Origin of the sequence: Streptomyces sp. B93 (genome assembly GCF_018070565.1) — a bacterium.
In the GTDB taxonomy this organism is placed as follows: Bacteria; Actinomycetota; Actinomycetes; order Streptomycetales; family Streptomycetaceae; genus Streptomyces.
Genome location: NZ_JAGPXL010000076.1, coordinates 1 through 18,888 on the forward strand (window position 1 = coordinate 1; position 18,888 = coordinate 18,888).

Here is an 18,888-nt window from a genome sequence, read left to right on the forward strand (position 1 = left end):
CTCCCACCCCCTCCCGCGCACCTCCCCACACCACCCCGGCGCCTCCGTGAGCCCCGTCGACGCGCCGTCAATCCCGTTGCCGCATAGGGGATTTGGCCCCGCGAGGGATGCGATTCCGCCAAGCTGGACCCCTGGGAGACGCGGTCCGTCTTTCAACAACGGCCGCATCCGCGCACACACGCGCGAGCTGACCACCTGACGCACCGCTCCGAAAGGACCGCAGCCATGGCGACCCCGCTGTCCGCCGCGAAAACGCTTGCCGCACTGAAGGCCGAGGGCCTCACGGTCCATGAACACGAAGGCTGGCGCACCCACAACCGGGACGCCGCGACCGGCAAGAAGTTCGGCCCGGTGATCGGCGTGCTGATCCACCACACCGCCGGACACAACGACAGGGAGCTGTGCTTCCGGGGCCGGACCGGACTGCCCGGTCCGCTCTGCCACGCCTGGCTCGGCAAGACCTCGGGGCTGTGGCTGCTGGGCCACGGCCGCGCCAACCACGCCGGTGCGGTCGACCTCGACGTGCTCAACGCGCTGCGCGCCGAGAAGCCGCTCCCCCACGACAACCAGGCCAACGCCGACGGCAACGACTGCCTCTACGGCCTGGAGATCGAGAACCTCGGCAACGGCCGCGACCCCTACCCGGACGCCCAGTACCGGCAGGCCGTGCTGTGGGCGGCGGCGCTGTGCCGGGCGCACGGCTGGTCGGAGAAGTCGATCGCCGGGCACAAGGAGGTCCAGCCCGGCAAGATCGACCCCAGCTTCGACATGGACGACTTCCGGGCCGCTGTGCGCAAGCAGCTCGCCAGGAAGCCGGGGGGCGCCGCCACCACGCCGGTGACCAGCAAGCCCGGCAAGGCCACCAAGCCCCGCGTCGACCTGTCCCGCCTGGTCAGCGCCGCGAAGACCGACCCCGGCGCCCGGCAGGGCCACGTCACCTACATGACGGGCACCAACCTCACCGAGGCCGCCCTGGTCAAACTGGGCTACCTGGACAAGACCTACGCGGGCGACGGTTCCTTCGGCACCACCACCGTCGCCGCCTACGCCAAGTGGCAGCGCCACCTCGGCTACGGCGGCTCGGACGCCGACGGCATCCCGGGCAAGATCTCCCTCAGCAGGCTCGGCGAACGCACGGGCCTCTTCACGGTCGTCGCCTAGACCGACCGGCTGGGAGCGACCACCCGGCGCGCCTTCCCGATCCGGTGGGGGCTTAGCATCCGCCCATGACGAACACCGACAGCACAGGATCCGTACTCGACATCGAGATGGGCGCCTTGCAGGGCGGTTCCGCGCACCTCGGGCAGTACGCCGGGAAGGCCGTGCTCATCGTGAACGTGGCCTCCAAGTGCGGGCTGACCCCGCAGTACGCGGGCCTCGAACGACTCCAGGAGCGGTACGCCGGACAGGGCTTCACCGTCCTCGGCGTGCCCTGCAACCAGTTCCTCGGGCAGGAGCCCGGCAGCGCGGAGGAGATAGCCGAGTTCTGTTCGGCGACGTACGGCGTGACGTTCCCGATGACCGAGAAGGTCGAGGTGAACGGGGCGGGGAGGCATCCGCTCTACGACCGTCTGACCGGCTTCGCCGATGCCGAGGGGCACAGCGGGGACATTCGCTGGAACTTCGAGAAGTTCCTGATCGGGCGGGACGGGCGGATCGTCGCGCGGTTCGCGCCGCAGACGGAGCCGGAGTCCGCCGAGCTGGTGGCGGCGGTGGAGCGCGCGCTGTCCTGACCGGACGGTGACGGCACGGACCGAGCCCCCTCGGCTAGGACGGCGGACTGGTCGAGAGGGCTCGTCGGTGGTGCGTTGTGTGGGTGCGTTGTGTGGGGGACGGTTCGCGTTACGACTTCACCGAGGCCACGAACGCGCTCCACGCGTCGGCCGGGAAGCCCAGGACGGGGCCCGCGGGGACCTTGGAGTCCCGGACGGCCATCGCGCTGCGGACAGGGGACTTGACCTCGACGCAGGCGCCGTTGCCCTGGGAGTACGAGGACTTGACCCACGTGTCCGTCGCGCCCTGCTTGATTGCCATGTTCGCTCCAGTTGCGAGTTGCTGACTTGCGGAGTGCTTGGATCGCGCCAACCTTCGTGCTCGATTGGCGTGATCGACGCTACTCGCCAACATCGGCGTCTGGAGGAACCATTCACTCGACCGGATGGCATATTCCACTGGGGTCTTCCATCCGAGCCAGGCAATCGTGTACCTTTCGGCGGCCCACTCAGCGTGCGTAGTCTTTTGCCACGTTCGAGATGTATTCCCGGGTCTGGTCTGCATTGAGGGCCTGTGCCCGCAGATGCTCGTACATCACACTGTATTTCTGGACGTCCTGTGCCTTTTCCAGATAAAGGTCGCTGGTGACACCCTCGATGTAGACCACGCTGGAGTCCGCCGCGTCCGGGAACTCCAGGATCGCGTACTGCCCGCTGACCCCCGGGTGCGCGCCCATCGAGAACGGGATCAACTGCACCGTCACATGCGGCAGCTGCGACGCCTCCAGCAGGTACTCCAACTGCTCGATCATCACCTGCCTGTTGCCGACCTCCCGGCGCACCGCCGCCTCGTCGAGCACCGCCCACAGCCGCAGCGGGTTCTCCGGGGCAGAAATACGTTCCTGCCGACGCAGCCGCACCTGCACCCGCTTGTCGATGTCCGCCTGCGCCGCCTCCGGCAGCGCCCCCGTGATCAGCGACTCCGCGTAGTTGCGCGTCTGGAGCAGACCCGGCACCACCTGCGGGTCGTACACCCTGAGGCTCGCCGCGTCCGTCTCCAGACCGATGTAGACGCTGTACGGGATGTCCCCGAAGGAGTGCCACCAGCCCTGCTGGCGGGAATCCTTGGCCATCTGCATCAGCGAGTCCACGATCCGGTGGTCCTCCACCTCGTAGACCCCGCACAGATCGCGCACATCGCGCTGGCTGATGCTGCGGCGGCCGTTCTCCAGGCGGCTGATCTTCGACTGGGAGACCAGCAGCCGCTCGGCCACCTCCTCGGCCGTCATGCCCTTGAGTTCACGGAGCCTGCGCAGCTCCTGGCCCAGCCGGCGCCGCCTGACTGTGGGATTGACATTGGACGCCACGGGACGTGCACCTCCGGCTGCGGGCCTCGACTTGCCACTTTGCGTATCCGCTGTTGAGCAGATTGCCACCAAGGTGCTTCTTACCGCTGGAGAACCCGGGATATGCGGCGGGTACACGCCAGTTCGCGGGCGTACGGCCCAACGTACGCCGACTGCTGTACGACAACACGCGACCGCGCGGGGCGGTGGCACCGTCGTCATGGACGTACGGTGCCACCACCCCGCGCGGACCGCTGCGGCTCCCGGAACCGGGTCTTGTGGTGTGCGGCGCGTGCCGTGGAACTGCGGCTCAGTGAGCCACGGCGCGTGCCATCCCGCGGCGCGGCTGCGCCGGAACGCCTCGGGCGGGTTCCGGTGCCGACCTGGCGGCCGGTCCGGGCTGCCGGGCGGCCTGGGCCGGGCTGCGGCGCGGCTGGGCCGCCACGCCGTTCTGGACGTCCATCACGGCGTGCGCCACGAGGCCGCCCATCGGGTCGTGCCTGATCAGGTCCCGCAGCCGGGAGCGGGACGAGCGTCCCTCGTTGCCCGGATACAGGTGCTTGCCGAGACCGACCGCGTGCGCCAGCGCGGCGAGCGCCGCCGTCCGCGGGTCCGGCGGAACGCCGGTGCGGATCGCGGAGTCCAGCCGGGCCCTGATCTCCCGGCTGATGGCGTTGTCCGTCGCCTGGTAGCGCGTGGTCGGCAGCACCCCGCACATCTGGCCCTCCACGGCATGCACCATGCCGCAGCGTTCCAGGTGCGAGAGGTACGTCTGACGGAGCCCCAGCCGGGGTCCGCCAATCCAGTGGACGGCCCGCACCGGAGCGCCGCGCCTTCGCAGCAACTCCAACGCGCAGTCCAAAGTCGGATCTCCTGTCGGCCGTGGTACGACCACGGCGATACGATCCCCGTCAGGGGCTATCCGTCCGGCCAGCGCCAGCTCCACTAGCTGTGCTCCGGCCAGACCGAGGTCGAGCGACTGCGGCTGCGCAGTGGTACCCGTGGTCGGGTCCAATGCCAGCAGCAGAAGCTCCTCCGGAAGTGTTCTGCGGCTCCTGCCCATCCATGCCTCCCCGCGTGGATGAATGACAGGGTGACCCCTCTCACATCTGTCTGTCGAGGGTGCGTGACCTGTTTGTAGTGGAACCAGTAGGTATGTCGTTCTCGTCTACCGCGTGGGGCGGGACCGCACACAGGACACTGGTACATGGTTCGGACAGGGCTGTGGAGCGGTGGCCCGGGCGGCGGTTCCATGGTTTTCGGGTAGGCGCACTGAGAACGTGCGGCGCATGAGGAGGCATCGGTGGCGGGCGAGTCCCCCGACAGTTCGAAGCAGCGCGAGTCGTCGGAAGAACCGACGTCGGGGAGCGCGAGTCCGGTTCCCGGGGCGAGGAGCGAGTCCCGCGACCCGCGTCTCGCCGTCACCCGTGAGGAGCCCGAGGGCGGCCGCGCGGATACGGCCACGAAGGTGCTCTCCGTGAAGGACGCCGCCCCGGCCGACCCGGCCGACCCCGGCCGCGAGGACCGCCTGCGCGCGGCGGTGGCGGCGTGGGTGACGTCGGCGGACGCGAAGGCGGAGCCGGAGGATGCCGAGGAGACCGCGGAGGCAGCCGAGGCCGCCGAGACGCCCGAGGCTCCCGGTGAAACCCCTGAGGAGGCCCCGGAGGACGCCCCGGAGGCGGAGCAGCAGACCGAGGACGCCGACGCGGAGGCCGCCGATGCCGCCGAGGACGGCGGTGACGACGGCGACGAGGACGCGAGCCCGGCCGAGGACACGGCCCCGGAGGGCGAGGCGGACGAGGACGAGGACGAGGCCGGGTCAGAGTCCGAGCCGGAGCCCGAGTCAGAGTCCGAGCCCGTACCCGAGTCCGACGACAGGGGCGCCGAGGCCGACGCGGACCCCACCCCGGCTCCCGAGGACTCCGAGGACTCCGAGGCCCCCGCGACCCCCGACGCACCCCCCGTCGACCAGCCCACGGCCGTCTTCAAGGCCGTACGGCCGAAGAAGCCGGAGGTCGATCAGCCGACGACGATGCTCAAGCTGGGCGGCGCCGCGAAGGCGGCCGAGCCCGAGGAGTCGGAACCCAAGGCCCCCGAGCCCGCCGAAGCCGAGCGGACCAGCAGGTTCGTGGCGCTGAAGCCGCTGGACGAACCGCCGGTGCGCAGGCCCCCGGCGCCGCCCGCGGGCACGACCGCCGCCGTCCCGCAGGTCGGTCCGGAGCGGACGACGCAGCAGCCGCTGCCGCCGAAGCCGCCGCTGGACCTGCTGGCGGAGCTGACGAACACCCCGCCGCCCCCGGCGACTCCGCTGCGGACGTTCGTGCGGCGGGTGAAGATCTGGACGCCGCTGGTGCTGCTGCTGGCGATCGTGTTTGCGATCGTGCAGTACATGCGTCCGCTGCCGGCGCCGACGCTCACCCTCACCGCCGACGACTCGTACTCCTTCGAGGGCAGCTTCGAGGGCCTGCCGTGGCCCAAGGAGGGCCAGGGCGCGATGGACGTCGCCGGGATCGGCACGATGGAGAACTTCGGCGAGCAGAAGCCGGTCGCGATCGGGTCGGTGGCCAAGGCGATGACCGCGTACGTGATCCTCAAGGAGCACCCGCTGAAGGCCGGTGAGGAGGGTCCGGAGATCGAGGTCGACGCGCTCGCCGAGAAGGAGGGCGGCTACGACCAGACGGGCGGCGAGTCCACGCTCAACACCGTCAAGGCGGGCGACAAGCTCACCGAGCGGGAGGCCATCGCGGCCATCATGATCCCCTCGGCGAACAACATCGCGCGGCTGGTGGCGCGGTGGGACGCCGGTTCCGAGGAGGCGTTCGTCAAGAAGATGAACGACACCGCCAAGGAACTCGGCATGACCAACACCACGTACACCGACCCCTCGGGCCTGGAGGGGACCACGGTCTCCACCGCCGTGGACCAGGTGAAGCTCGGCAACGAGCTGGTGCGCATTCCGGCGCTGGTGGAGATCACCAAGCTGCCGGAGTGGACCGACCCCTCCGGTCAGAAGTGGCGCAACTGGAACACCCTCGTGCCCTACGACGGCGCGATCGGCATCAAGACCGGCACCACCACGACGGCCGGCGGCAACCTGCTCTTCGCGGCCACCAAGGAGGTCGACGGGGAGAACGTCACCGTCGTCGGCGCCATCCTCGGCCAGCACACGGCCCCGATCATCGACACGGTGAACGCGGTCAGCAAGACCGCGATGCTCGCCGCCCGGGAGCGGCTGACCTCCGCGAAGATCCTCCAGAAGGGCGATGTCGTCGGGTACGTCGACGACGGGCTCGGCGGCCGGACCCCGGTCGTGGTCACCGAGGACGTGCACGCGGTCGGCTGGGCCGGTCTCGAGGTGGAGCTGTCCTTCGAACCCGGCGACGTGCCGCACACCGCGAAGGCGGGCACCAAGGTGGGCACGCTCACCGTCGGCGACGGCAGCGGCGGCGCGGTCACGGTGCCGGTCGCCCTTCAGGACGAGCTGGCGGAGCCGGGCTTCACGGACCGGCTGACCCGCGTGGCCTGAGCCGCACGGCACCGCACCCCGCCGGTGAGCGCCCACCACCCGGGCGCCCGTCGGCGGGGTCTCTGCTAGCGTCACGAAACGGGCAGGTCGCCGGGAACAGCAGACCAAGAGCGGACGACCGGGAACAGAAGAACCGAGAACAGAAGACAGGGACACGGGGAGTGCCTTCAGGTGGTCACAACGGAGCCGACACGTGCCGGCGACGCCGGTCCGGGCCCGGGCGACGGCCCGCGAATACTCGCGCCCGCGTCCTCCGCGGTCCCGGCCGCCCGCAGGTTGCGTGACCGGGTAGCCCGGCACCCCGTCCTCTTCTTCACCGGCCTGTCGGGGATCCTGCACGTCATCTGGTTCTTCACGTTCGCGAACAGTGGTGGCGACCTCGCGGCCCAGGACGCGTGGGCGGAGTTCGTGGGCCGTCATCCCGACTCGGCGTACAACCTCGCCTGGTACGGCGGTATGCACCCGGTGTCGTACAGCGTGGTGTCGCCGTATCTGATGTCGGTGCTCGGGGTCCGTACGACGATGATGATCGCCGGGACGGTGTCGGCGGGGCTGCTGACGCTGATCCTGATGCGCAGCCGGTCGGTGCGGAACCCGTTGTGGGCGGCGCTGACGGGGGTGTTCGCACTGCTGTGCAACGCGGCCTCGGGGCGGGTGACGTTCGGCCTGGGCACGATGTTCGCGCTCGGCGCGACGGCGGTCGTGTTCTGCTGGCCGCACCGCTGGCGCTACAAGCGGTGGGCGAAGGCGCTGTGCGCGGCCCCGCTGGCGGCGCTCGCGACGATGGCGTCGCCGGTGGCCGGGCTGTTCGTGGGTCTGGTGGCGGTGGCGCTGTTCCTCCAGAAGCGGCGGCCCGGCGCGTGGGCGCTGGGGCTGGCGCCGACCGCGGTGGTGGCGGTGTCGGCGTGGCTGTTCCCGTTCGCGGGCACCCAGCCGATGTCGTTCGCCTCGGCGATACTGCCGCTGCTGTCCTCGGCGGCCGTCTTCGCCTGCGTGCCGCGCGAGTGGAAGACGGTGCGGATCACGGCGGCGGTGTACGGGCTCGCGGTGCTGCTGGTGTGGCTGATCAGCTCGCAGATCGGGTCGAACATCACCCGGCTGGCGATGCTGTTCGCCGGGGTGGCGCTGGTGGCGGCGCTGCCGTTCGCGGTGGCGCGGACCCGCAAGTGGTACACGATCGTGCTGTCGCTGGCCGTGTTCACGTTCTGGATCGGCTTCAAGTCCGTCGACGACGTGGTGCACACCACTCCGGCGGCGTCCTGGGCACGCGAGCTGGCACCGCTGGTGAACGAACTCCAGCAGGTCGGCGCGGAGAAGGGCCGGGTCGAGGTGGTTCCGGCCCGCTCGCACCGGGAGGCCTCCGCGCTCGCCCCGTACGTCAACCTGGCGCGCGGCTGGAACCGGCAGGCCGACATGGAGCGCAATCCCCTCTTCTACGACGACACCCTGAACTCGGCGAACTACCACGACTGGCTGAAGCGCTGGGCGGTGCACTTCGTGGTGCTGCCGAAGGACGAGCCGGACGGTGACGGCGGGCAGCGGGAGCGGGAGCTGGTGCAGCGCGGGCTGCCGTACCTCCAGCAGATCTGGGGCGACGCGAACTGGCAGCTGTTCGCGGTGCGGGACCCGGCGCCGCTCGCCGATCCGCCGGCCACGGTGGAGCGTGCCGAGCAGGGCGGGATGACGGTGGAGGTGCGGGAGCCCGGCCGGGTCCTCATCCGGGTGCCGTACTCGCCCTGGCTGGGGCTGGTCGACGCCGACGGCAAGGGCGTGGAGCCGCCGCAGGAGACGGAGGCGTCCAAGGACCGGGCGGAGGGCGAGCCGAAGACGTTCCACAACGCCAACGGCTGTCTGACGGAGGCGGAGGAGGACGTCCACGGTGACAAGTGGACGGTGCTGCTGGCGCCCCGGGAGGGCGTGTACCGCATCGGCGCGCCGTACCAGTTCCCGCGGGGCACGCCGTGTCCGGAGGAGCTGCGGTGACCGGGGTCAGCGCAGCTCGCTGACGTGGGTGTCGGTGCCGGGGACGGTGGGGACGAACGGTGCGACGAGTTCGGTACGGCCGTGTCCGCCCGCGTCGGTGGCGGCGCCCAGGTCGGCGAAGTGGTCGGCCCAGCAGTGCCGCGGGTCGGCCTCCAGGAACCACAGCAGGGTGAGCCGGGTGTCGACGCCCTCGACCTGCTTGACGTAGGACATGCGGTCCAGCGGCAGCGGGGTCGGCCGGAAGACGGTGACCAGGGCGGCCGGGGAGCCCGCGACGCGTCTGGGCAGGTGCCGGGTGCGCAGCCAGTGGAGGAGTTCGGTGCGCCGCTCCGGTGAGTCGGCGTCGACGACCTGGAGGACCAGGCCCGCGTAGGGGTGGTCGAGGGCGTGGAAGTCGCGGGGGCCCGCGGCGCCGTCGCGGTAGACGGTCGTCTCGTGGTCCTGGAACGCGGTGAGGACGTGGGTGCGGTCGCGGTAGACGCGGGCGTCGTGGTTGAGGCGTTTGTTGATGGCGACGGTCCAGCGCATGTGGTCGGCGTGGCGGCCCTCGGTGATCCAGTAGGTGGAGAGGTAGCAGCCGGTGGTGACGGGCTGGGCGACCGCCGACTTCTCGGGGTGGCGCAGGAGCTGGAGGTCGCGGGTGGCGACCCAGCGGCGGCCCGCGAACATCCAGGGCATCGCCATGGCGCCCGCGTAGTAGTGGTCGTCCTCGTACCAGCGGTTGTAGGCGTACTCGTGGCCGGGGTGCGGTTCGACCATGGTGATCAGGGCGTGGCCGGGGTGGACGCCGTAGGGGCCCACGGCGGCCAGTTCGGCGTACTGCTCGCTCATGTCCCTTCCCCTTCCTGGTGACCCGGCCCATACTCTGACGCCTCGTCAGATAAAGCGCCAGGGTCGTCACGGGAGGTCCGCCGATGTCGCTGCTCGCGGGGAAGACGGTCGTGGTGTCGGGGGTCGGCGCCGGTCTCGGCCACCAGGTCGCGGCGGCCGTCGTACGGGACGGGGGGAACGCCGTGCTCGGCGCGCGCACCGAGGCGCGGCTGGCGAGGACGGCGGCGGCGGTGGACCCGGGCGGAGCGCGGACGGCGTACCGGGCGACGGACATCACCGACGAGGCGCAGTGCGCGGCGCTGGCCCAGCTGGCGCGGGAGCGTTTCGGGGGGATCTCGGGGGTGGTGCACGTGGCGGCGCTCGACCGCCACTTCGGCGGGCTTGAGGACGCGGACTTCGGGGACTGGTCGCGGGTGCTGGAGGTGAACCTGCTGGGGACGCTGCGGATGACGCGGGCCTGTCTGCCGGGGCTCAAGGCGGCGGACGGGGGCGGTGCGGTGGTGTTCATCGGGACGCAGTCGGCCCTGGCGGCGCCCTCGCGGGTGCGGCAGGCCGCGTACGCGGCCTCGAAGGGGGCACTGACCAGCGCGATGTACTCGCTGGCGCGGGAGTTGGGGCCGTACCGCATCCGGGTGAACACGGTGCTGCCGGGCTGGATGTGGGGGCCGCCGGTGCGGGCGTACGTGCGGCGGGCGGCGGAGCGCGAGGGGGTGCCGGAGGGGGAGGTGCTGGGGCGGCTGACGGGGCGGATGGCGCTGCCGGAGCTTGCGACGGACGCGGACGTGGCGGACGCGGCGGTGTTCCTGGTGTCGGACCGGGCGAGGGCGATCACGGGCCAGTCGCTGCTGGTCAACGCGGGGGAACTGATGCGCTGAGACCCCTCGGCGACGGTTCACGTATATAAACTGCGGTCATCGAGCAGAACATTTTTACTGCCTCTTGACCCACCCCTTCCTTGTCGTGCCCACGTAGACGCCACCACGATGAGCGGGCCGTTCACAAGGCGGACCGTTGAAGGGTGGCGCATGAACAGTCTCGACTGGGCCGTGCTCATCGGCTACTTCGGTGTGATGGTCGCGATCGGCGTCTACTCCCACAAACGGGTGGACGACGTCAGCGACTTCTTCACCGCCGGAGGCAAGATGCCCTGGTGGCTCTCCGGCATCTCCCACCACATGTCGGGCTACAGCGCGGTGATGTTCACCGGCTACGCCGGAATCGCGTACACATACGGCGTCACGTCCTTCGTGACCTGGTCCTTCCCGATCGCGCTCGGCATCGCCATCGGGTCCAAGCTGTTCGCGCCGCGCATCAACCGGCTGCGCTCACGGCTCCACGTGGCCTCCCCGCTGGAGTACCTGAAGAACCGCTACGACCTCAGGACCCAGCAGGCGCTGGCCTGGTCCGGGATGCTGCTGAAGATCGTCGACGTGGGCGCCAAGTGGGCGGCGATCGCCACCCTGCTGTCCGTCTTCACCGGCGTCTCCCTGAACCAGGGCATCCTCATCACCGGCGTCGTCACCGGCATCTACTGCACGATCGGCGGCCTGTGGGCCGACGCCCTCACCGAACTCGGCCAGTTCGTCATCCAACTCCTCGCCGGACTGGCCATGTTCGTGGCCGTCCTCATCGAGATCGGCGACTACGGCGGCTTCTTCGGCGTCTGGGACGAACCCGCCCTCGACGGCCACGCCAAACCCCTCGTCGGCCCCTATGGCACGGTCTTCCTGCTCGCGTTCCTCTTCATCAAGCTGTTCGAGTACAACGGCGGCATGCTCAACCAGGCCCAGCGGTACATGGCCACCCCCACCCCGAAGGAGGCCGAACGCTCGGCCCGCCTCTCCGCGGTGCTGTGGCTGGTCTGGCCGCTGGTGCTGTTCTTCCCCATGTGGATGTCGCCGCTGCTGGTGACCTCCGAGAAGGGCGACGGCTCCGACTCCTACGCCCTGATGACCGAACAACTGCTCCCGCACGGCCTGCTCGGCCTGGTCATCGTCGGCTTCTTCTCGCACACCATGGCCATGTGCTCCTCCGACGCCAACGCCATCGCCGCCGTCTTCACCCGGGACGTCGCGCCCGTGCTGTCGGCGAGGGCTCGGAGCTGGAGCGACCGCTCCGGGCTGATCGCCGCCCGGCTGACCACGGTCGTCTTCCTCGCCCTGTCGATGGCGGTGGCCACCCAGGTCAACTCCCCCACCTTCAAGGACATCATCACCGTGGTCATCAAGTGGGTGGCCGGTCTGATGGGCCCGATCGCCATCCCGATGATGCTGGGCCTGCTGCGCCCGTTCCGCCGCTCCGGCCCGACCGCGGCCCTCACCAGCTGGGCGGCGGGCCTGCTGGCCTTCTGGCTGGTGAACTACCCCGTCAACTGGAACGTGGACGGCGGCGTCCCCCTCCAGTACCAGGTCTCCATCCCACTGGCGGTCTCCCTCGTCCTCTACGTCCTCATCGGCTACCTGAAGCCGGAGGACACCCCCGAACGCCTCGCGATCCTCGAGCGCATCAACACCGACGGGGACAGCTCGGCGGTACTCCCCGGCCCCGCCGAGGGCGAGGACTTCGTGCGTACGACGGTGAGGGACTAGCCAGCGATATCGCTAGCCGCCCCTCGGATACCGGGCCAGCCAGCCGGGGGCGGCGCCCGCCGGACCGTGCAGGGCCGGGCCCTGGGTCATCTCGATCGCGAAGTCGTCGGCCAGCTCCAGGATCGTCGGACGGCCCTCCAACTCGGCCAGCCAGGCCGGGGGGAGGGCCGTCTCCCCGTGCAGGGCACCCAGCAGACCACCGGTGAGGGCGGCCGTCGCGGCCGACGGCCCGTCCTGGTTGACGGCCAGCCGCAGCCCCTGCCGTACGTCATCGCCCACGAAAGCGCAGTACACGGCCGCCGACACCACCTGCCCGGCCGTCCCCTCCCCCACCAGTTCCGCCACCCGCGCCGGGCTCGGCAGCCCCTGCCGCACCGCGCCCAGCGCCCGCTGCAAGGCGTCCGACACCGGCTGCTGCCCCGGCCGCGCGGCCAGCATCCCCAGCGCCCGCTGCACGGCCCCGTCGAGCCCGTCACCCAGGGCCAGACCGTGCACGATCACCGCGTACGCGCCCGCCGCGAGACAGGCCGTCGGATGGCCGTGGGTCTGCGCCGCGCACTCCACCGCGAGCTGGACGACCAACTGCGGCTCCCAGCCGACGAGCAGCCCGAAGGGCGCCGAACGGGCCGCCGCCTCCGGCCCGGCCGCGTCCGTGTTCTTCGGCGCCTCCAGCGTGCCCATGGTCTCGTCACCGAGCCCGAGCAGCAGCGCCCGCGTCGGGTCCCGGCGGGCGTACAGCCACTCCTCGCGGGCCAGCCAGCCGTCGTCCTTGCGCCGCTCGTCCGGCCCCCAGTCCCGCTGGGTCGCCGCCCAGCGCAGATACGCCCGGTGCACATCGGTCGGCGGGTGCCAGGCGCCGGTGTCCCGCCGTACCTGGGCACGGATCAGGCCGTCCACGGAGAAGAGGGTGAGCTGGGTGAGGTGCGTGACCGCACCGCGCCGACCGTAGGCGGGCGCCAGGTCGACGACGCCCTCCGGCCCGTGCGCCTCCCGGATGCCGTCGATGCCGGCCCCGTCGACGGGCGCGCCCAGCGCGTCCCCGAGCGCCGCCCCGAGCAGCGTCCCCCGCACCCGGCTCCGGAAGTCCTGTTGCTCGGGCCGCCCCCAGACGGCACCGGCTGTCGCACTCACCTAGACCTCCCGGGCACCGTCCGTCTGTCCGTCCGTACGACAGTTCAGCACTGTAATCGAACGGAGACGGTCCGTTGGGGTCAGAAGGAGTCCCGGCCAGGGTGGCTCAATGACGCATGGGGCCCGTGGGGTGGTGGAGAGGATGTGTGTCATGACCACACCCTCGCGTTCCCCCCACCTCGCCGCGACCGTCCTCACCGCCACCGTCGCGCTCTACATGGCCCTGGTGGCCTTCGGCAACATCACGGACTTCGGGACCAACCAGGACTTCGTACGGCACGTCCTGGCCATGGACACCACGTTCAAGGACGAGGACCTGATGTGGCGGGCCGTCACCGCCGAGTGGCTCCAGGACACCGCCTACGTGGCCATCATCGCCTGGGAGACGGTCGCCGCCCTCGTCCTGCTCTACGCGACCTGGCTGTGGGTGCGGCGCGGCCAGGGCCAGGCCCGGCGGTACGCGACGTACGGGCTGCTGATGGTGATGCTGCTCTTCGGGGCCGGGTTCATGGCGATCGGCGGCGAGTGGTTCGCCATGTGGCAGTCCGAGGACTGGAACGGACTCGACGCCGCCCTGCGGGTGTTCCTGCTCAGCGGGGTCACCCTGCTGGTCGTCCAGCTGACGGCACCGCGCGCCGACGCCGGCTGACCTGGCCGGGCCAGCTGGCCTAGCTGACCTAGTCGACCACCACGACGGGCGTCCCCGCCGTGCCGAACGCCCACAGCGCGTCCCCGTCCGCCGCGCGCATCCGGACACCGCCGGTCTGCGCGCCCTCGGCGGGCGGGGGCGGCGAGGAACCGTCCAGGGCGTTGGAGAAGCCGATGGAGACGCCCGACTTCGCCGTGAAGTAGACGATGTTCTCGATCTCCACGCCGTCCGAGCCCGTCGTCGCCTCGGTGCGCGACGACACCTCGTAGGCACCCGGGTCCGGACTGACCGTGCCCGGCCACACCGTGAAGGTGCGGCGCGGTGAGTCACTCGCGTCGACCAGCCACACCCGCCGGTCACCCAGCGAGTAGACGATACGGCGCCCCGTACCGGAGTCGTCCGGCACCGCCGCCGGAGCCTTGGCCGAGGGGCTGGCGCTGGGCTTCGCGTCCGCCGTCGCCGAGGCCGACGGACGGGGCGTGGCGGCGGCGACCGGCTGCGGGCCACCCTCGGCCCGGACGGCCAGCACGGCGACCGCCACGATCGCCCCCGCGGTCAGCCCGCTGACCCAGGCCCAGGAGGGAATGGCAGGCACGGCACGCATCTCCTCAGTCTCCGACCCCCGGTTTCGGGCGTCGGATCATCGTACTGCGCACGGCTCTCAGTCCAGCACCGGCAACAGCTCCGGCAGATGCCCGTCCGACTCCCGCGCCGCACGCTGCCGCTCCTCCGGCACCTCGCCGTAGAGCGTCGTCCGCGGACGCGCCGGACGCCCCGCCGCCTCCGCCACCGCGACCAGCTCACGGACCGACTTGTACGAGCCGTAGGAGGAACCCGCCATCCGCGAGATCGTCTCCTCCATCAGCGTCCCGCCCAGGTCGTTGGCGCCCGACCGCAGCATCTCCGCCGCGCCCTCCGTGCCCAGCTTCACCCAGCTCGTCTGGATGTTCGGGATGTACGGGTGGAGCAGCAGCCGGGCCATCGCCGTCACCGCCCGGTTGTCGCGCATCGTCGGTCCCGGACGGGCGATCCCCGCCAGATAGACGGGCGCGTTGGTGTGGATGAACGGCAACGTCACGAACTCCGTGAAACCCCCCGTGCGCTGCTGGATCCCGGCCAGCGTGCGCAGATGACCCAGCCAGTGCCGCGGCTGGTCGACATGGCCGTACATCATCGTCGAACTCGACCGGATGCCCAGCTCGTGCGCGGTCGTGACCACCTCGATCCACGTCGCCGTCGGCAGCTTGCCCTTGGTCAGGATCCAGCGGACCTCGTCGTCGAGGATCTCCGCGGCGGTCCCGGGAACGGAGTCCAGGCCCGCTTCCTTCGCCGCGGTGAGCCACTCCCGGATGGACATCCCCGTCCGCGTGGCGCCGTTGACGACCTCCATCGGGGAGAAGGCGTGCACATGCATGCCCGGCACCCGCTCCTTCACCGCCCTCGCGATGTCGAAGTACGCCGTGCCCGGCAGGTCCGGATGGATACCGCCCTGCATGCACACCTCCACCGCGCCGACCTCCCACGCCTGCTGCGCCCGGTCAGCGACCTGGTCCAGGGAGAGCGTGTACGCGTCCGCGTCCGTGCGGCGCTGGGCGAAGGCGCAGAAGCGGCAGCCGGTGTAACAGACGTTGGTGAAGTTGATGTTACGGGTGACGATGTACGTCACCTCGTCACCGACCACCGACCTGCGCACGTCGTCCGCGACCCCGCAGAGCGCGTCCAGCGCCGGGCCGTCCGCGTGCAGCAGGGCGAGCGCCTGGTCGTCGGTGAGGCGGGTCGGGTCGTCGGCGGCGGTGCGCAGCGCCTCCCGCACGTCCGTATCGATGCGCTCCGGCACCATCCCCGGCGCGGCGGCCTCGCGCAGGGCGCCCCAGTCGCCGTACACCTCGTCGAAGTCGTCGCGGCGGTCGGAGGTACGGCCCTCGCTGTCGATGGTGGTGTGCAGGTCCGTGCGCCCGCTGGCCGCGAAGACCTCCTCGGGCTCCTGCCAGGGCCGCCCCTCGACCACCGCGTCCGGCAGGGCGAGCCCCGTCTCCGGGTCCGCGAGGGCGGACACGTGCGGCCGCAGCCGCGGATCGAGCCAGGGCTCGCCGCGCGTCACGAACTCCGGATACACGCACAGCCGTTCCCGCAGCTCGAACCCGGCCGCCCGGGACTTCTCCGCCAGTTCCTCGATCTGCGGCCAGGGACGCTCGGGATTCACATGGTCGATGGTCAGCGGCGAGACTCCGCCCCAGTCGTCGATCCCCGCACCGATCAGCCGCTCGTACTCGGCGTCGACGAGGTTCGGCGGGGCCTGGAGACAGGCGGACGGGCCCAGGATGTGCCGGGCGACGGCGACCGTGGCGACGAGTTCGTCGAGTTCCGCGTCCGGCATGCCGCGCATCGCGGTGTCCGGCTTGGCGCGGAAGTTCTGGATGATGAGTTCCTGGATGCCGTGGTAGGCGCGGGAGACCTTGCGGAGCGCGAACAGGGACTCCGCGCGCTCCTCGTACGTCTCCCCGATCCCTATGAGGACCCCCGAGGTGAACGGCACGGACGACCGCCCCGCGTCCTCCAGGACCCGCAGCCGCACCGCCGGTTCCTTGTCCGGGGACCCGTAGTGCGGGCCGCCGGGCTCCGACCAGAGCCGGGTCGCGGTCGTCTCCAGCATCATGCCCATCGACGGGGCGACCGGCTTGAGCCGCTGGAAGTCGGTCCAGCTCATGACGCCCGCGTTGAGGTGCGGCAGCAGCCCCGTCTCCTCCAGGATGCGGACGGAGATCGCACGGACATACGCGATGGTGTCGTCGTAGCCGTGCGCGTCGAGCCACTCCCTCGCCTCCGGCCAGCGCTCCTCCGGCTTGTCACCGAGGGTGATGAGGGCTTCCTTGCAGCCGAGGGCGGCGCCGCGCCGGGCGACGTCCAGCACCTCGTCCGGCGACATGAACATCCCGTGCCCGGCCCGGCGCAGCTTGCCGGGGACGGTCACGAACGTGCAGTAGTGGCACTTGTCACGGCACAGCCGGGTGAGCGGGATGAAGACGCTCTTGGAGTACGTGATCACGCCAGGGCGTCCCGCGGCCTCGAGCCCCGCGTCCCGCACGCGGGCGGCGGACGCCGTGAGGTCGTCGAGGGCGTCACCCCGGGCCTGGAGCAGCACCGCCGCCTCGGCGACGTCGAGGGCGACGCCCTCCCTGGCCCGTTTCAACGCGCGACGCATGGAGTTCTCGGTCGGGACGGTGCCGCCGGGGCGGCCGGCGGGACCGGTGCCGCTCGGACGGTCGGGGGAGCCGGATCCGGAGCTCGCGGGAGTCGTCATCCTTCGAGCATACGAGCGGTGATCAGCACGTCGGCGACCCGTGGGGGTTCCATCGGTGGTCAGGAGACGTGGGCCTGGAAGGCGTCCAGCGTCCGCAGCACCTCCGCCTCACCGCCCGGCGGCAGCTGCACCACGGTCTCCTCGATGCCGAGGTCCGCGTAGTGCGCGAGCTTGCCGGGGGTCGGGTGGACGGCGTACGGCACCACCTGGAGCGCCGCCGGATCACGGCCCGCGTCGGCCCACGCGGCACGCAGCGCCGGCACCGACTCCGACAGACCGCGCCCACCGATCGGCAGCCACCCGTCGGCGTACTCACAGATGTGCGCGAACAGCTTCGGCCCGGCGGCGCCGCCGATGAGCGTGCGCGGCCCGCTGACCGGCCCACGCGGCTTCTGCACGGGCTTGGGGTACGCGAAGCTGGCGCGGACGCTGCCGAACGCGCCCTCGTAGGCGGTGGGCTCGTCCGCCCAGAGGGCCCGCATGATCCCCATCCGGTCCCGGACGAGATCACGACGGGTACGCCACTCGACGCCGTGGTCGTCGGCCTCCTCCACGTTCCACCCGAAGCCGAGGCCGAGGGTGAACCGCCCGCCGGACAGATGGTCCAGGGTCGCCACCTGCTTGGCCAGGTCGATCGGATCGCGCTGGGCGACCAGCGTGATGCCGGTGCCGAGCCCGAGCCGCTCGGTGACGGCGGCGGCCTGCCCGAGCGCGACGAAGGGGTCGAGCGTACGCCCGTACTCGCGCGGCAGCTCACCGCCAGCCGGGTACGGCGTGGTCCGCTCGGTGGGGATATGGGTGTGCTCGGGCAGATACAGCCCGGCGAAGCCCCGCTGCTCCAGCTCGCGAGCGAGCCGGGTGGGGGTAATCGTCTCGTCGGTGAGAAAGATCGTCACGGCGATGCGCATGCCCTGGTTGTACCGCGACCGCGGCCATCTGTCCATACCGACCAGTCGGAATCGAACCGGAGACGGTGACGGCCGGGCACACCCGCCCCACCCGGCGTCCGGCAGCTGACTTGGCTCCCCGCGATCGGCGACAGCGACACCCACCGCAACGGTCGTCCAGGCCGACGCCCTCACCCCCGAGGGCATCCAACGGGGCATCCGCACGGGCCGCTGCTACGCCGCCGAGTCCCGGCACGTCACGCTCAACTCGCTGGCCCACACGCCTGACAGCACCCGAGCGACCATCGGGCACGCCTCCTGACGGCACCGCACACCCCGGTGACCGTCCACCTGGAAGCCACCGGCGCCCCCGCCCCCCGCTGCACGCCCCGCCTCATCACCGACCAGGGCATCACCCTGACCGGCCACCACCCCTCCCGACCTCCGGCACGGGAACCCTGGAGTGGCACACAACCCCTTCACACTCAACGTACGCCCGCGCAGAACTCCGCCACGAAACAGCAGCGAGCCCGCTTCCAGGCTCAAGGCCACACCTTCACCAAACTCCCTGTTCCTCCAGGCTCCGCTAACCCCCAAGTGACCGTGGGGGCCGCCCGCTTCTTTGCCAGTGTCGTGCTTCCGCGACCCGGCCTCAAGGGCGCTCCGCTACGCTCCGCGTCGGCTACGCCGATCGGCCTGCGGCCGCCCCTTGACCCCGGCCCGCTCCAGCCCGGGTGAGAAGCGAGCGGACGGCCCGGAAAGACGGGGGGCAGAGCCGTGCCGGTCCCTTGGGTGGGCTGTGGGGTAGGCCGGGGTTGAGGGGGCGCGTCGGCGTCTCGCCTGCACGCCGGGCGGGTTCAGCGGGTGGCGGCCCGGTGGGCGGTTGCGCGTCAGGCGGGTGGCGGCACGCCGGGATGGGCTTGGCGGCTATCGG

15 protein-coding genes are annotated in these 18,888 nt (G+C 71.2%); 7 read left to right on the forward strand and 8 right to left on the reverse strand.

Annotation, left to right across the window (positions count from 1 at the left end):
- Positions 1–225 precede the first annotated feature (225 nt).
- Together KBY47_RS34740 and KBY47_RS34745 are read left to right on the forward strand one after the other, a co-directional pair.
- Positions 226–1,161, forward strand: coding sequence for an N-acetylmuramoyl-L-alanine amidase (locus KBY47_RS34740; protein WP_210928389.1), 936 nt, complete (start codon positions 226–228; stop codon positions 1,159–1,161).
- 65 nt (positions 1,162–1,226) lie between these two features.
- The gene (locus tag KBY47_RS34745; protein ID WP_210928391.1) at positions 1,227–1,733 is read left to right on the forward strand and encodes a glutathione peroxidase; all 507 of its coding nucleotides are present in this window, start codon (positions 1,227–1,229) and stop codon (positions 1,731–1,733) included.
- Between the two features lie 109 nt (positions 1,734–1,842).
- Here the strand turns inward: KBY47_RS34745 and KBY47_RS34750 are convergent, their stop codons facing one another.
- From KBY47_RS34750 to KBY47_RS34760, 3 genes are all read right to left on the reverse strand, one after another.
- Positions 1,843–2,034, reverse strand: coding sequence for a DUF397 domain-containing protein (locus KBY47_RS34750; RefSeq protein ID WP_210928393.1), 192 nt, complete (start codon positions 2,032–2,034; stop codon positions 1,843–1,845).
- A 187-nt stretch (positions 2,035–2,221) separates the two neighbouring features.
- Positions 2,222–3,079, reverse strand: a complete 858-nt coding sequence (locus KBY47_RS34755) for a helix-turn-helix transcriptional regulator (protein ID WP_210928396.1) — start codon at positions 3,077–3,079, stop codon at positions 2,222–2,224.
- Between the two features lie 289 nt (positions 3,080–3,368).
- The gene (locus KBY47_RS34760; RefSeq protein WP_210928399.1) at positions 3,369–4,121 is read right to left on the reverse strand and encodes a GPP34 family phosphoprotein; all 753 of its coding nucleotides are present in this window, start codon (positions 4,119–4,121) and stop codon (positions 3,369–3,371) included.
- A 240-nt stretch (positions 4,122–4,361) separates the two neighbouring features.
- On the opposite strand from KBY47_RS34760, the gene KBY47_RS34765 reads away from it, so the two are divergent.
- Both KBY47_RS34765 and KBY47_RS34770 read left to right on the forward strand, forming a co-directional pair.
- Complete coding sequence (locus tag KBY47_RS34765; RefSeq protein ID WP_210928401.1) at positions 4,362–6,584, forward strand: D-alanyl-D-alanine carboxypeptidase; 2,223 nt, start codon at positions 4,362–4,364, stop codon at positions 6,582–6,584.
- Positions 6,585–6,755: 171 nt separating this feature from the next.
- On the forward strand, positions 6,756–8,567 hold the full coding sequence (locus KBY47_RS34770) for an MFS transporter (RefSeq protein ID WP_210928404.1): 1,812 nt from the start codon (positions 6,756–6,758) through the stop codon (positions 8,565–8,567).
- Positions 8,568–8,573: 6 nt separating this feature from the next.
- Here the strand turns inward: KBY47_RS34770 and KBY47_RS34775 are convergent, their stop codons facing one another.
- Complete coding sequence (locus KBY47_RS34775) at positions 8,574–9,398, reverse strand: hypothetical protein (RefSeq protein WP_210928406.1); 825 nt, start codon at positions 9,396–9,398, stop codon at positions 8,574–8,576.
- Between the two features lie 83 nt (positions 9,399–9,481).
- Between KBY47_RS34775 and KBY47_RS34780 the strand changes: the two genes are divergently transcribed.
- Both KBY47_RS34780 and KBY47_RS34785 read left to right on the forward strand, forming a co-directional pair.
- A complete protein-coding gene (locus KBY47_RS34780) occupies positions 9,482–10,273 on the forward strand; it encodes an SDR family oxidoreductase (protein ID WP_210928409.1) in 792 nt (263 codons plus the stop codon).
- A gap of 150 nt (positions 10,274–10,423) precedes the next feature.
- On the forward strand, positions 10,424–11,986 hold the full coding sequence (locus KBY47_RS34785) for a sodium:solute symporter family protein (protein WP_210928412.1): 1,563 nt from the start codon (positions 10,424–10,426) through the stop codon (positions 11,984–11,986).
- Positions 11,987–11,998: 12 nt separating this feature from the next.
- On the opposite strand, the gene KBY47_RS34790 is transcribed toward KBY47_RS34785, so the two are convergent.
- Positions 11,999–13,117, reverse strand: a complete 1,119-nt coding sequence (locus KBY47_RS34790) for an ADP-ribosylglycohydrolase family protein (protein ID WP_210928413.1) — start codon at positions 13,115–13,117, stop codon at positions 11,999–12,001.
- 151 nt (positions 13,118–13,268) lie between these two features.
- On the opposite strand from KBY47_RS34790, the gene KBY47_RS34795 reads away from it, so the two are divergent.
- Positions 13,269–13,766, forward strand: a complete 498-nt coding sequence (locus KBY47_RS34795) for a DUF2165 domain-containing protein (protein WP_210928415.1) — start codon at positions 13,269–13,271, stop codon at positions 13,764–13,766.
- Positions 13,767–13,794: 28 nt separating this feature from the next.
- On the opposite strand, the gene KBY47_RS34800 is transcribed toward KBY47_RS34795, so the two are convergent.
- Genes KBY47_RS34800 through KBY47_RS34810 form a run of 3 tightly spaced genes read right to left on the reverse strand, consistent with a single transcriptional unit; the run spans position 13,795 to position 17,975 of the window.
- Positions 13,795–14,370, reverse strand: a complete 576-nt coding sequence (locus tag KBY47_RS34800; RefSeq protein WP_374103148.1) for a hypothetical protein — start codon at positions 14,368–14,370, stop codon at positions 13,795–13,797.
- Positions 14,371–14,427: 57 nt separating this feature from the next.
- On the reverse strand, positions 14,428–17,067 hold the full coding sequence (locus KBY47_RS34805) for a bifunctional FO biosynthesis protein CofGH (RefSeq protein ID WP_210928417.1): 2,640 nt from the start codon (positions 17,065–17,067) through the stop codon (positions 14,428–14,430).
- Between the two features lie 59 nt (positions 17,068–17,126).
- Positions 17,127–17,975 (reverse strand): LLM class F420-dependent oxidoreductase, encoded by an 849-nt coding sequence (locus tag KBY47_RS34810; RefSeq protein ID WP_210928418.1) that lies wholly within the window; start codon positions 17,973–17,975, stop codon positions 17,127–17,129.
- Between the last annotated feature and the right edge of the window lie 913 nt (positions 17,976–18,888).

Excerpts from the sequence above, each read along its gene's own strand:
- KBY47_RS34740 (WP_210928389.1), top strand. The coding sequence starts at position 226 with ATGGCGACCCCGCTGTCCGCCGCGAAAACGCTTGCCGCACTGAAGGCC.
- KBY47_RS34745 (WP_210928391.1), top strand. The coding sequence starts at position 1,227 with ATGACGAACACCGACAGCACAGGATCCGTACTCGACATCGAGATGGGC.
- KBY47_RS34750 (WP_210928393.1), bottom strand. The coding sequence starts at position 2,034 with ATGGCAATCAAGCAGGGCGCGACGGACACGTGGGTCAAGTCCTCGTAC.
- KBY47_RS34760 (WP_210928399.1), bottom strand. The coding sequence starts at position 4,121 with ATGGGCAGGAGCCGCAGAACACTTCCGGAGGAGCTTCTGCTGCTGGCA.
- KBY47_RS34775 (WP_210928406.1), bottom strand. The coding sequence starts at position 9,398 with ATGAGCGAGCAGTACGCCGAACTGGCCGCCGTGGGCCCCTACGGCGTC.
- KBY47_RS34780 (WP_210928409.1), top strand. The coding sequence starts at position 9,482 with ATGTCGCTGCTCGCGGGGAAGACGGTCGTGGTGTCGGGGGTCGGCGCC.
- KBY47_RS34785 (WP_210928412.1), top strand. The coding sequence starts at position 10,424 with ATGAACAGTCTCGACTGGGCCGTGCTCATCGGCTACTTCGGTGTGATG.
- KBY47_RS34795 (WP_210928415.1), top strand. The coding sequence starts at position 13,269 with ATGACCACACCCTCGCGTTCCCCCCACCTCGCCGCGACCGTCCTCACC.
- KBY47_RS34800 (WP_374103148.1), bottom strand. The coding sequence starts at position 14,370 with ATGCGTGCCGTGCCTGCCATTCCCTCCTGGGCCTGGGTCAGCGGGCTG.
- KBY47_RS34805 (WP_210928417.1), bottom strand. The coding sequence starts at position 17,067 with ATGACGACTCCCGCGAGCTCCGGATCCGGCTCCCCCGACCGTCCGAGC.
- KBY47_RS34810 (WP_210928418.1), bottom strand. The coding sequence starts at position 17,975 with ATGCGCATCGCCGTGACGATCTTTCTCACCGACGAGACGATTACCCCC.